10 protein-coding genes are annotated in these 12,768 nt (G+C 72.9%); 3 read left to right on the plus strand and 7 right to left on the minus strand.

The features are described 5' to 3' along the window. Positions 1 to 789: SGNH/GDSL hydrolase family protein (locus B0E53_RS37830; RefSeq protein WP_246835575.1), on the plus strand; the 789-nt coding region annotated here is incomplete at its 5' end. 4 nt (positions 790 to 793) lie between these two features. Here the strand turns inward: B0E53_RS37830 and B0E53_RS25050 are convergent. From B0E53_RS25050 to ppdK, 4 genes are all read right to left on the minus strand, one after another. Further along, on the minus strand, positions 794 to 1,633 hold the full coding sequence (locus B0E53_RS25050) for a siderophore-interacting protein (RefSeq protein ID WP_107078293.1): 840 nt from the start codon (positions 1,631 to 1,633) through the stop codon (positions 794 to 796). Positions 1,634 to 1,705: 72 nt separating this feature from the next. Beyond that, complete coding sequence (locus B0E53_RS25055; protein ID WP_107078294.1) at positions 1,706 to 2,947, minus strand: deoxyguanosinetriphosphate triphosphohydrolase; 1,242 nt, start codon at positions 2,945 to 2,947, stop codon at positions 1,706 to 1,708. A gap of 60 nt (positions 2,948 to 3,007) precedes the next feature. Further along, on the minus strand, positions 3,008 to 3,361 hold the full coding sequence (locus B0E53_RS25060) for a VOC family protein (protein ID WP_107078295.1): 354 nt from the start codon (positions 3,359 to 3,361) through the stop codon (positions 3,008 to 3,010). 126 nt (positions 3,362 to 3,487) lie between these two features. Next, on the minus strand, positions 3,488 to 6,196 hold the full coding sequence (gene ppdK, locus B0E53_RS25065) for a pyruvate, phosphate dikinase (protein ID WP_107078296.1): 2,709 nt from the start codon (positions 6,194 to 6,196) through the stop codon (positions 3,488 to 3,490). A 309-nt stretch (positions 6,197 to 6,505) separates the two neighbouring features. Here ppdK and B0E53_RS25070 point away from each other — a divergent pair, with 309 nt between their 5' ends. After that, a complete protein-coding gene (locus B0E53_RS25070; protein WP_107078297.1) occupies positions 6,506 to 8,197 on the plus strand; it encodes a beta-N-acetylhexosaminidase in 1,692 nt (563 codons plus the stop codon). A gap of 678 nt (positions 8,198 to 8,875) precedes the next feature. Further along, entirely contained in the window at positions 8,876 to 9,526 is a 651-nt protein-coding gene (locus B0E53_RS25075) for a C39 family peptidase (RefSeq protein ID WP_107078301.1), read from the plus strand. Positions 9,527 to 9,599: 73 nt separating this feature from the next. Here the strand turns inward: B0E53_RS25075 and dusB are convergent, their stop codons facing one another. The 3 genes from dusB to B0E53_RS25090 form a co-directional block, all read right to left on the minus strand. Further along, positions 9,600 to 10,772 carry a tRNA dihydrouridine synthase DusB gene (dusB, locus tag B0E53_RS25080; protein ID WP_107078298.1) on the minus strand — a complete coding sequence of 391 codons (1,173 nt, stop codon included), beginning with the start codon at positions 10,770 to 10,772 and terminating at the stop codon, positions 9,600 to 9,602. 51 nt (positions 10,773 to 10,823) lie between these two features. After that, entirely contained in the window at positions 10,824 to 12,203 is a 1,380-nt protein-coding gene (locus B0E53_RS25085; RefSeq protein WP_107078299.1) for a glycine--tRNA ligase, read from the minus strand. 113 nt (positions 12,204 to 12,316) lie between these two features. After that, a partial coding sequence (locus B0E53_RS25090; RefSeq protein WP_107078300.1) for a hypothetical protein occupies positions 12,317 to 12,768 on the minus strand: 452 nt, incomplete at its 5' end.

Raw genomic sequence — 12,768 nt, forward strand, 5'->3', positions numbered from 1 at the left:
CCACCCGCCCCGCCGCCGAAGCCGGTGATCGCCCTCGACGCCGCGTCGCCGACGGCCGGGGCCGCGGCCGGCTCCCCCACCCCGGTGCCCCCGGCACGCCGCCCGGGCCGGCGGCCCGGGCCGCCCCGGATCGCCTTCCTCGGCGACTCCGTCTCGTGGTCGCTCGGCACCTACCTGCCCGAGCAGGAGAAGTTCACCGTCAGCGTGCGGGCCGTGCAGGGCTGCGGGATCGCCCGGCTCCCCGAGGTGCGCTACATCGGTGAGCCGCACCCGAACTATCCCGGCTGCGAGCACTGGGACGACCGCTGGCAGCGGGGTGTACGCGCCGACGACCCCGACGTGGCGGTCATCCTGCTCGACCGCTGGGAGCTGATGGACCGCAAGCTCGACGGGCAGTGGCAGCACGTCGGCCAGCCGGCGTTCGACCGGTACCTCGCCGGCGAGCTGGACCGGGCCGTCGGCATCGCGTCCAGCCGGGGCGCGCACGTGACCCTGCTGACCGCGCCGTACACCCGGCGGGCGGAACGGCCGGACGGCGGCCTCTGGCCGGAGGACGACCCGGCCCGGGTGGACGCGTGGAACCGGCTGCTGCGCGCGACGGCGGAACGGCACCACGCCACCGTGCTCGATCTCAACCGGCGGGCCTGCCCGGAGGGCCGGTTCGCCTGGGAGGCCGGCGGGGTCCGGGTGCGCAGCGACGGGCTGCACTTCACGCCGGAGGGCGTGCAGCGGTGGATCGCCCCGTGGCTGCTCCCCGAGCTGTACCGGCTGGCGGTGCGGGGGGCGTGACCGGTCAGGCGGTGACGACCGCCGACTCGTCGGCCTCGACCTGCGCGTTCCAGGCCGCCTTGGTGGAACGCCAGCCCTCGTCGTCCATGCCCCGCCGCCAGTAACCCGAGATGGACAGGTCGCCCCGGGGCACCCCGCGCTCGACCCGCAGCAGCCGGCGCAGTTCCTTGACCGCGGTGGCCTCGCCGTGCACGAAGGCGTGCACCCGGCCGGGCGGGAATTCCAGTGCCCGGAGCGCCTCAACCAGCGGCTCGCCCACCGGGCGGCCGGCGCGGTGCAGCCAGCGCAGCTCGACCGCGCCCGCGCTGGCCAGCGGCAGCTCGTCGGCGGGGCCGCCCACCTCGACGTACACCTTGGCGGGCGCTCCGGCGGGCAGCCGCTCCAGCGCGGCGGCGATCGCCGGCAGCGCGCTCTCGTCCCCGGCCAGCAGGTGCCAGTCGGCCGTGGGGTCCGGGGCGTACGCGCCGCCGGGGCCGGTGAACAGCACCCGGTCGCCGGGGCGCAGCCCGGCCGCCCACGGCCCGGCCAGCCCCTCGTCGCCGTGGTGCACCACGTCCACGGTCAGCTCGCCGGCCGCCGCGTCCCAGGCCCGCACCGTGTACGCCCGCAGCCGCGGCCACTGCTGCGCCGGGAACTCGCGCTTGATGGTGGCCAGGTCGGTCGGGTGCGGGTAGCGCACCCCGGCCGGCGGGAAGACGAACTTCACGTAGTGGTCGGTGTAGGCGCCCACCGGCAGGCCGGTCAGCTCCGCACCGCCGAGCACGAGGCGGATCAGGTGCGGGGTGGGCCGCTCGGTCCGGACGACCGTGGCGGCGGTGAGCTTCTTGGGGCGCTGCTCCGTCATGCTTCTTAGGTTAGCCTAAGTTGCTGGCCGTCCCCACCGGGCTGTCCGACTGCGGACCGGCGGGCCGTCGGGTCAGCGGCCCGCGACCAGGCGGCCGTGCCAGGCCAGGGCGGCCGGGTCGGTGAGCGAGGCCACCTGGTCGACCACCACGCGCAGCCGGGCGGCGTCGTCCGGGGCGGCCCGCCACAGCGGCGCGAAGACCGGGTCGAGCGGCTCCGGGGCCCGGTCGAGCAGGGCGGCGACCAGGTCGGCGAGGATCTCCTGCTGCTGCGCGTACCGGGGGCCGGCGCCGGGGCGGCGCATGACGTAGCGCAGGGCGATGCCCTTGAGCAGCGCACACTGGGCCCGGATCCGGCGCGGCACCACGAGGTCGGCGGCGTACCGGCGGTGCGGGCCGGGGCCGTGGCGCTCCTGGGTGGCGGCCACCACGGTCGACACGAAGCGGCCGGTGAGCACGCTGGTGGTGGTCTTCAGCGCCGCGAGGGCCCGGTGGCTGCCGTCGTACGCGGCGAGCGGGGCGAGCGCCGGGTCGGCGAGCAGTTCGGCCAGCACCTCGCCCAGGTCCTCAGGGGCCTCCCCGGAGTAGGCGGCCGCCACGTCGGCACAGAGCGCCCGCCTCTCGTCGGCGTCCACGAGCAGCAGGCGCAGGCTGACATAGCCGCCGTGGATGCCGTCCTCGACGTCGTGCACCGAGTACGCCACGTCGTCGGCCCAGTCCATCACCTGCGCCTCCAGGCAGCGCCGGTCCCCGGGCGGGGCGCCCTCGCGCAGCCAGGCGAAGACCGGGCGGTCATCGGCGTACACCCCGAACTTGCGCCGGCCGGGCCGGCGCTCCCACGGGTACTTGCCGACCGCGTCGAGCGAGGCCCGGGTCAGGTTCAGCCCGGCGGAGCGGCCGTCCGGGGCGAGCACCTTGGCCTCCAGCCGGGTGAGCACCCGCAGCGTCTGCGCGTTGCCCTCGAAGCCGCCGCAGTCGGCGGCGAGCGCGTCCAGGGCCTCCTCACCGTTGTGCCCGAAGGGCGGATGGCCGAGGTCGTGCGCCAGCCCGGCGGTGTCCACCACGTCCGGGTCGCAGCCCAGCCGGGCGCCCATCTCCCGGGCGATCTGCGCCACCTCCAGCGAGTGGGTCAGCCGGGTACGCAGGAAGTCGTCGGTGCCGGCGGTGTGCACCTGGGTCTTCGCGGCGAGCCGCCGGAACGCCGCCGAGTGCAGCACCCGGGCCCGGTCCCGCTCGTACGGCGACCGCCCGTACCCGGTGTCCTTGGGCCCCTCGACGACGAGGCGCGCCGCGTCGGGCCCGGGACCGGCGCTCAACCGGTCATCCCCGCCGCCCGAGCCGTCTCTGTTCGCCACCGCGGGGCTCGCGAACCCGGCTCACTCCTGGCGCTCACGAAGCACGCAGAACTCGTTGCCCTCCGGGTCGGCCAGCACCGTCCACTCCACCTCGCCCTGCCCGATGTCGACGTGCCGGGCGCCCATGTCGACCAGGCGCTCCACCTCGGCCTCAAGGTCGGTCGGGCGCAGGTCGATGTGCAGCCGGTTCTTGCCCTCCTTGGGGCCGCTGACCGGGACGAAGACGATGCCGGGCAGCGTGTCGGGCGTGCGGCGGATCTCCACCTCGTCCGGCTTGTCGCTGATCACCTGGTAGCCGAGCGCCTCCGCCCACCAGTGGGCGAGCCGGGACGGGTCCTGGGCGTCGACCGTCAGGTTCTCCCAGACGCTGGTCATGCGGCCACCCTTCCTGATCGACACGTACGCGGGAGCCCAGGTTACGCCCGGCGGGCCGGAATGGCGCGCCTGGACGCGAGCGGGGCCACCGACCTGAGCGCCGGCGGCCCCGGATGCGTCACGCCGTCAGCGGGAGTCGGAGCCGGTGGTGCTAATCGCCGCGCGACCGGCCTCCAGCCGCGCCACCGGCACCCGGAACGGCGAGCAGGAGACGTAGTCGAGGCCGACCTCGTGGAAGAAGTGCACCGAGTCGGGGTCGCCGCCGTGCTCGCCGCAGACGCCGAGCTTCAGCCCCGGCCGGGCCGCCCGGCCCTCCTCGGCGGCGATCCGGACCAGCCGGCCGACGCCCTCCCGGTCGATCGACTCGAACGGCGAGATGCCGAAGATGCCCAGCTCCAGGTAGCGCCAGAAGAACGCGCCCTCGACGTCGTCGCGGGAGAAGCCCCACGCCATCTGGGTCAGGTCGTTGGTGCCGAAGGAGAAGAACTCGGCCGCCTCGGCGATCTGCCCGGCGGTCAGCGCCGCCCGCGGCACCTCGATCATCGTGCCGATCAGCACGTCGACCGCCTTCTCCCGGGTCACCTCCGCGATGATCCTCTCCGCCTCGGCGCGGACCGTCTCCAGCTCCTGCACCGCGCCGACCAGCGGGACCATGATCTCCGGCCGGGGGTCGCCGCCACGCTGGGCACACGCGACCGCCGCCTCGACGATCGCCCGGACCTGCATCGCGAAGAGTCCGGGGATGACCAGGCCCAGCCGGACACCGCGCAGGCCCAGCATGGGGTTCTCCTCGTGCATCCGCCGGACGGCGCCGAGCAGCGCCTCCTCCTTGGCCACGTCCTCGCCGCGCTCCTGGGCGACCGCGACGTTGACCGCGAGCTGCTCCAGCGGGGGCAGGAACTCGTGCAGCGGCGGGTCGATCAGCCGCACGGTGACCGGCAGGCCGTCCATCTCGCGGAAGATCTCGATGAAGTCCTCCCGCTGCAACGGCAGCAGCGCGGAGAGCGCCTTCTCCCGCTCCTGGTCGGTGGCCGCGAGGATCAGCCGCTCGACCAGCTCGCGGCGGTCGCCGAGGAACATGTGCTCGGTGCGGCACAGGCCGATGCCCTCGGCCCCGAACCGCCGCGCCCGGGCCGCGTCCGCCCCGGTGTCGGCGTTCGTCCGGACCAGCAGCCGCCGCTTGGCGTCGGCGTGCGTCATGATCCGGTGTACGGCGCGGACCAGCGGGTTGTCGATGTGCTCCGGGTCGAGGCTGCCTTCGAAGTACTGCACCACCTCGGACGGCATGACCGGCACCTCGCCGAGGTAGACCTTGCCGGTGGTGCCGTCGATGGAGACGATGTCCCCCTCGTTCACGGTCTGCCCGGCCACGGTGAACTTCTTTGCCGGCACGTTGACGTCGAGCTCGTCCGCGCCGGAGACACAGGTCTTGCCCATACCGCGGGCCACCACCGCGGCGTGGCTGGTCTTGCCGCCGCGCGAGGTGAGGATGCCCTTGGCGGCGATCATGCCGTTGAGGTCGTCGGGGTTCGTCTCCCGGCGGACCAGGATCACCGACTCCCCCTCGGCGGCCAGCTCGACGGCCCGGGCGGAGGTGAAGACCACCTTGCCGGAGGCGGCGCCGGGTGAGGCGCCGATGCCCTTGGCCACCGGCTGGAACTCGTGGTCGAGCCGGAAGCGCGGGAACATCAGCTGCGCGAGCTGCGCCCCGTTGACCCGGTGCAGCGCCTCGTCCAGGTCGATCAGGCCCTCGTCGACGAGCTGCCCGGCGATGACGAACGCGGCGGCGGCCGTGCGCTTGCCGACCCGGGTCTGGAGCATCCAGAGCTTGCCGCGCTCGATGGTGAACTCGATGTCGCAGAGGTCCTTGTAGTGCTCCTCGAGCCGCGCCATGTAGTCGAGCAGCTCGTCGTAGGACTTCTTGTCGATCCGCTCCAACTCCTGCAACGGCACGGTGTTGCGGATGCCGGCCACCACGTCCTCGCCCTGGGCGTTGGCCAGGTAGTCGCCGTAGATGCCCTGCGCGCCGCTGCCCGGGTCGCGGGTGAAGGCCACGCCGGTGCCGGAGTCGGCGCCGAGGTTGCCGAAGACCATGGCCACCACGTTGACCGCGGTGCCCAGGTCGGCCGGGATGCGCTCCTGGCGGCGGTAGACCACCGCGCGCTCGGCGTTCCACGACTCGAAGACCGCGCGGATGGCCAGGTCGAGCTGCTCGCGCGGCTCCTGCGGGAACTCCCGCCCGGTGTGCTTCACGAAGATCTTCTTGTACGCGTCGACCAGCCCGCGCAGGTCGTCGGCGTCCAGGTCGAGGTCGTTCTGCGTGCCCTTGGCGCGCTTGGCCTCGTCCAGCGCGTGTTCGAACTCCTCGCCCGGCACCTCGCAGACGGTCTTGCCGAACATCTGGATCAGGCGGCGGTAGGAGTCCCAGGCGAACCTGTCGTTCCCACCCGCCTGCGCGCTGAGCCCGACGACGCTGCGGTCGTTGAGGCCGACGTTGAGGACGGTCTCCATCATGCCGGGCATGGAGAACTTGGCGCCGGAGCGGACGGAGACCAGCAGCGGGTCCTGCGGGTCGCCGAGCTTGCGACCCATCTCCCGCTCCAGGGATTCCAGGTGCGCCTCGATCTGGGCGGCGAGCCCGTCCGGCTCCCGGCCGGTCGTCAGGTACGCCTTGCAGGCCTCGGTGGTGATGGTGAAGCCGGGCGGGACCGGCAGGCCGAGATTGGTCATCTCGGCCAGGTTGGCCCCCTTGCCGCCGAGCAGGTCCTTGAGGTCCTTGTTGCCCTCGGCGAAGTCGTAGACGTACTTGTGCTCGACCGTCTCTTGCGCTGCCACCAGAGCCTCCCACGCGCGCCATTGACACTTAACGAAGGTTCAGTTCGGACATACCCCGGGAGCGACCACCGGTAATCCCGGCGTCGTCAGCGATCGGTGGGCGAAGGTTAAGCGAACTTCGCGTGGCCTGGGACCGTTCGGTGACAATCGGCACAACAGTCGCCACTATCCGCGTCCGTACCGGTTTTTGGGAACGCTTCCACGCGCACGATCACGCAATCCCGATTCCCCTCGTACTCTTGACGGCACTGGTTTTGCTGACTATCACCTTTGCCATATCCCGCCCAAATACACCCCGGAGCCGTCGCCGTGCCGACCACCCCCGCCGCCCCCACCGAGAGCGGCCCCGAGCCCCTCGACCGCCTCCCCGGCCGGCAGCCGGACGCCGCCGAGCTGGCCCGCACCGCCGCACGGCGGGCCGGCGACCTGCTCGCCCCGACCGCGCCGGTCCGCCTCGGCGACGTGGTGCCCGCGCCCGAGCAGGTGCTCCCCGACCCGACCGCCGACTTCACGGTGCCCCCGGACGCCGTGATCCGGGTCAGCCCCGCCGGCCGGGACGTCGCCGAACAGCTCGCCGAGTGGCTGCGCCCCGCCACCGGCTTCCCGCTGCCGGTCACCGACACGACCGAGGCCGACGGCCTGCTCGTACTGACCCTGTCGGACGCGGCGCCGGGCGCCGGCGCCTCGCCCGCGTCCGGTGGGCTGGGTGACGAGGGTTACCGCCTGGACGTGACCGGCACCGGCGTGCGGATCACCGCCGCCACCGCCGCGGGCCTCTTCCACGGCGCGCAGACGTTGCGGCAGCTCCTCCCGGCCGCCATCGACAGCGCCACCCCGGTCGCCGAGCGCTGGGCGGTGCCCGGCGGCACCATCGTCGACCGGCCGCGCTTCCCCTACCGGGGCGCCATGCTCGACGTGGCCCGTCACTTCTTCCCGGTCGAGGACGTGCTGCGGGTGGTCGACCACCTGGCCCGGTACAAGCTCAACCACCTGCACCTGCACCTCACCGACGACCAGGGCTGGCGGATCGCCGTCGACTCCTGGCCCCGGCTCGCCGAGATCGGCGGGGCCACCGAGGTGGGCGGCGGCCCCGGCGGCTGCTACACCCAGGCCGACTACCGGCGCATCGTCGCGTACGCGGCCCACCGCCACGTCACCGTCGTGCCCGAGATCGACCTGCCGGGGCACACCAACGCGGCCCTGGTCGCCTACCCGGAACTGGCGCCCGGCAAGGTCCCGCCGCCGCCGTACACCGGCACCGAGGTCGGCTTCAGCTACGTCGACCCCGCCGACGAGCGGACGTACGCCTTCATCGCCGACGTGGTCGGCGAGGTGGCCGCGCTGACCCCCGGCCCCTGGCTGCACCTCGGCGGCGACGAGGCGTTCAAGGTGCCGGCCGACACCTACCGCGCCTTCGTCGAGCGGGCCCAGACGCTGGTCGCGGCGACCGGGAAGACCGTGGTCGGCTGGCACCAGCTCGCCCCGGCCGGGCACGTCGACGGGCGGGTGCTCCAGTGGTGGGGCACCAACGGCGACGACCCGGAGACCGCCGAGGCGGTACGCCGGGGCGCCCGCCTCATCCTCTCCCCCGGCAACCGGGTCTACCTGGACATGAAGTACGCCACCGACACCCCGATCGGGCACGACTGGGCCGGCCTCATCGACGTGCACCGGGCGTACGACTGGGATCCGGGCACGCACCTCACCGGCGTACCGGCCGAGGCGGTGCTGGGTGTGGAGGCGCCGCTCTGGACCGAGTCGGTCGCCACCCTCGCCGAGGTGGAGTTCATGCTCTTCCCCCGCCTGCCCGCCGTCGCCGAACTCGGCTGGTCGCCCCGGTCGACGCACGACTGGGCCGGCTTCCGCCGGCGGCTCGCCGGCCACGGCCCGCGCTGGACGGCCGCCGGCATCACCTTCCACCCCTCCCCCGACGTCCCCTGGCCCGCGGCGCCCACCGTCCCCACCCAACCCACCCGCGACACCACCGCCGACACCCACTAGCGGCGGGCCGCCGAAGCTGCCGAGCGGATCTTGGCGACTTGTCGTTCGCCTCGAACGGAACTCGCCAAGATCTGGCGCTGAGCCAGAGGGCCGGCGTCGCGGGTCAGCGGAGCCCCCGGCGGGCGCGGCTGCACGTCTTCGACCAGGCTGCGCGGATGGCGCTGCCCGGTGGGCTTGCGCGGGCTGGGGCCGATGTCCGGTTTCCTGCCGGCCAGGTGGCACCCGGCGTCCGGTTTCGGCGGTGGTGTCCGGTGGTCGGCGCCACCGTCGGGGCGGAATCATGCCGGGGGCGGGGTCGTTGAACATGGCAGACCGCGCGGCACCCCGCCCGGAGCGAGGCCGCCGGTCGGAATGACCGGCCCCCGCCGGTCGTTACACCACCCGGACCGCCCAGGTCCGAGGCGGATGAGCCGGGGAATGACCTCCCGGCCCCGGTCGTTACACACTCCGGACCACGCAGGTCCGAGCCGGATGAGCCGGGGAATCGTCCCGAGGCCCCGGTCGTTACATCCCCGGGACGTCGGACCGGGCCGAGGGAATCCCTCCCCGCCCCCGACCGTTACACCCCCGGACCGCCCGAGCAGGTCACCCCCTGATCGCCGGGCACCCCAAGGATTTTCTCAGCGGCACCCGCACCCCCTGCGTGTGCTGCTCACCCCCGACAGAGAGGCACACATCATGCGTACCGATCTGCTGCGTAAGACCGTTCTGACCGCTGCCGGCGTCGCCGCGACCGGTGTTGGCATCGCCGGCCCCGCGATCGCCGCGCAGGCCACCCCGGCCGAGAAGACCGCGCAGGTCCAGGCCGACCGTAAGGGCCACGGCGAGCGGGAACTGGACGTCCGCTACGAGGCCCAGCCCAACTTCTACTACTGCGGCCCCGCCGCCACCCGTAACGCCATCAGCGTGCTCGGCAAGAACATCGACGTCGACGCCATGGCCAAGGAGATGGGCACCACCGAGAACGGCACCAACAGCATCAACGACATCACCCCCGTCCTGAACAAGGAGACCGGCAAGCACTACCGGTCGGTGGAGATCCGCGACGGCAAGGCCGACGACAAGCAGACCGACACCCTGCGCGCCGACATCGTGCGCACCGTCGACGACGGCCGCGCCGTGGTCGCCAACATCGCCGGCACCGCCACCGACACCGACGGCAACACCCACTCCTTCGAGGGCGGCCACTACATCAGCGTCGTGGGCTACCGCGACAACGGGAAGACCGTGACCATCGCGGACTCGGCCGACCCGAACATGGCCTCCTACCGGATGAGCGTGGACAACCTGGCCGACTGGATCGCCACCCGCGGCTACAGCGCTTCCTGACGATCCGACCGGCAGCAGGACAGCGGATACGAAAGGGCCCGACCCCGCCAGGGGGTCGGGCCCTTTCCGCGCGTCAGCCGCCGGAGTCGTCCAGCTCGGCGCCGTCCGGCGGGGTGTCGTCGTCCCGGCTGGCCAGCCAACCGTCGGGGAGGGCGACCTTGCCCGGGGAGTTGGTCCGGCCGCGCGGCTGGCCTAGGGTCTCCACCGGGAACGGCACGGTCGGGTCGAGCTTGCCGAGCAGGTCGTCGAGCTGGGCCAGGCTGTCGATCATCGCGAGCGAGCGGCGCAGCTCGCTGCCGACCGGGAAGCCCTTGAGGTACCAGGCGACGTGCTTGCGGAAGTCGGTGCAGCCGTCGCGCTCGCCCCGGGCCGGGTTGCGGGCGCCGGCCACGAACTGGTCGACCAGCAGCTCGGCGTGCCGCCGCATGGTCGCCGCCACCTCGCCGAGGTTCGGCAGCCGCCGCTCGGTGCGGCCGGTGAAGGCGGCCTCCAGGTCGGCGAAGAGCCACGGCCGGCCCAGGCAGCCCCGCCCGATCACCACGCCGTCGACACCGGTGTGGGCGACCATCCGCAGCGCGTCGTCGGCCTCCCAGATGTCGCCGTTGCCGAGCACCGGCACGTCGAGCGCCTGCTTGAGGGTGGCGATGGCGTCCCAGTCGGCGGTGCCCGAGTAGCGCTGCGCGGCCGTACGCCCGTGCAGGGCGACCGCCGCGACGCCGGCGTCCTGGGCGGCGAGGCCGGCCTCGACGTACGTCAGGTGGTCGTCGTCGATGCCCTTGCGCATCTTCACGGTGACCGGCACGCCGGCGGGAGATGCGGCGTCCACCGCGGCCCGGACCAGCCGGGCGAAGAGCCGGCGCCGCCACGGCAGGGCCGACCCGCCGCCGCGCCGGGTGACCTTGGGGACCGGGCAGCCGAAGTTGAGGTCGATGTGGTCGGCGAGATTCCTCTCGACCACGATCCGCACGGCGGCGGCGGTGATCTCCGGGTCGGTGCCGTAGAGCTGGAGGCTGCGGGGCTGCTCGTCCGCGCCGAAGGCGATCATGCGGAGCGTCTTCGGGTTCCGCTCGACGAGCGCCCGGGTGGTGATCATCTCGCAGACGTAGATGCCGCCGCCCTGCTCCCGGCAGAGCCGGCGGAAGCCGACGTTGGTGATCCCGGCCATCGGCGCGAGCACCACCGGCGGCCACACCTGGTGCGGGCCGAGGGTCAGCGGGCGCAGCGCGGGCAGGGTCGGGGCGGTCACCGGACAAGTGTACGGGGCCCCGACCGACCGGTCGGGGCCCCGTGACCAGCGTCAGCAGCCGGGCAGGCGCTCGATCAGGTAGCGCTCGACCTGGTCCAGCGAGATGCGCTCCTGGGTCATGGTGTCCCGGTTCCGCACGGTCACCGCGTTGTCGTCGAGGGTGTCGAAGTCGACGGTGACGCAGAACGGGGTGCCGATCTCGTCCTGCCGCCGGTAGCGGCGGCCGATGGCCTGCGAGTCGTCGAACTCGACCACCCAGCGCTTGCGCAGGTCGGCGGCGAGTTGCTTGGCCTTCGGCGAGAGCGCCTCGTTGCGGGACAGCGGCAGCACCGCCACCTTGACCGGGGCCAGCCGCGGGTCGAAGCGCATGACGGTGCGCTTGTCCACGCCGCCCTTGGTGTTCGGGGCCTCGTCCTCGTCGTACGCCTCGAGCAGGAAGGCCAGCACCGCGCGGGTGAGGCCGGCGGCCGGCTCGATCACGTACGGCATCCAGCGCTCGCCCTTGGTCTGGTCGAAGTACGACAGGTCGACGCCGGAGTGCTTGCTGTGCGTGGACAGGTCGAAGTCGGTCCGGTTGGCGATGCCCTCCAGCTCGGCGAACTCGGTGCCGCCGAACTGGAACCGGTACTCGATGTCGACGGTGCGCTTCGAGTAGTGGGAGAGCTTCTCCTTGGGGTGCTCGTAGAAGCGCAGGTTGTCCTCGGAGAGGCCCAGGTCGAGGTACCAGTTCCAGCGCTCGGAGAGCCAGTACTCGTGCCACTTCTCGTCCGTGCCCGGCTCGACGAAGAACTCCATCTCCATCTGCTCGAACTCGCGGGTGCGGAAGATGAAGTTGCCCGGGGTGATCTCGTTGCGGAACGACTTGCCGGTCTGCGCGATGCCGAACGGCGGCTTCTTGCGGGCGACCGTCTCCACGTTCTTGTAGTTGACGAAGATGCCCTGGGCGGTCTCCGGGCGCAGGTAGTGCAGGCCCTCGTCGCTCTCCACCGGGCCCAGGTAGGTCTTCATCAGGCCGTTGAACATCTTCGGCTCGGTGAAGGTGCCCTTGTTGCCGCAGTTCGGGCAGTTCAGCTCGGTCAGCGAGGTCAGCGGCTTGCCGTGCTTGGCCTCGTACGCCTCTTCCAGGTGGTCGGCGCGGAACCGCTTGTGGCAGGACTGGCACTCGGTGAGCGGGTCGACGAACTCGGCGATGTGGCCGCTGGCCTCCCAGACCTTGCGGGCCAGGATGACCGCGGAGTCCAGGCCGACGACGTCGTCGCGCTGCTGGACCATGGTCTTCCACCACTGCCGGCGGACGTTCTCCTTGAGCTCCACGCCGAGCGGACCGTAGTCCCACGCCGACCGGGTGCCCCCGTAGATCTCGCTGGAGGGAAAGACGAAGCCCCGGCGCTTGGCGAGGCTGACGACGGCGTCGATACGGTCGGCTGGCATGTTTCCTCCTACGCCGGCTGGCGGTCGGCGGGGGTGAGGTGAGTAAAAGCGGACGGCTCGGGACAACGGTACGACCACCGTGCTCCCGAGCCCAGCAGAATACCGGGGCCCGGTCAGCTCACCCCGCACACCTCCATGCCGCCGGTCTGCTGGTCCGGCGCCAGCGTCACGGTCTGCGCCTCCCGCTTGCCGCCGGCCAGGGTCACGTCCACCGGCACGGTCAGCGTCGTGGTGTCGACCTCGCCCACCCGGTAGCCGGAGACCTGCGGCTCGGTGGCCACGCGCTGCTCGAACTCGCGCCCGGACTCGCGCCGCCGGGCGTCGTCGCAGAGCTGGTCGTACGCCTTGGACCAGTCCCGGGCGACGAGCGCCTGGTAGTAGTCGTCGGTGACCGCGCGGCCCTGCTCCTCGACGGCCTGCACGTTGCTCACCGCCAGCCCGACCACCGCGGCGCCGCCCCCGCCGCAGCAGAGCAGCACGGCGAGCGCGCCGACGCCGAGGCCGAGCCAGAGCCGGGCCCGGCCGCCCTCGGTGGGCGGGGCGGCGAACGGCGGGGCGACCCCGG

Source organism: Micromonospora sp. MH33, assembly GCF_003013775.1.
GTDB lineage: Bacteria > Actinomycetota > Actinomycetes > Mycobacteriales > Micromonosporaceae > Micromonospora > Micromonospora fulviviridis.

Bases quoted from the DNA above. Each gene is read 5' to 3' on its own strand.
- B0E53_RS25050 (WP_107078293.1), bottom strand. From the start codon at position 1,633: ATGACGGAGCAGCGCCCCAAGAAGCTCACCGCCGCCACGGTCGTCCGG.
- B0E53_RS25060 (WP_107078295.1), bottom strand. From the start codon at position 3,361: ATGACCAGCGTCTGGGAGAACCTGACGGTCGACGCCCAGGACCCGTCC.
- B0E53_RS25085 (WP_107078299.1), bottom strand. From the start codon at position 12,203: ATGCCAGCCGACCGTATCGACGCCGTCGTCAGCCTCGCCAAGCGCCGG.
- B0E53_RS25075 (WP_107078301.1), top strand. From the start codon at position 8,876: ATGCGTACCGATCTGCTGCGTAAGACCGTTCTGACCGCTGCCGGCGTC.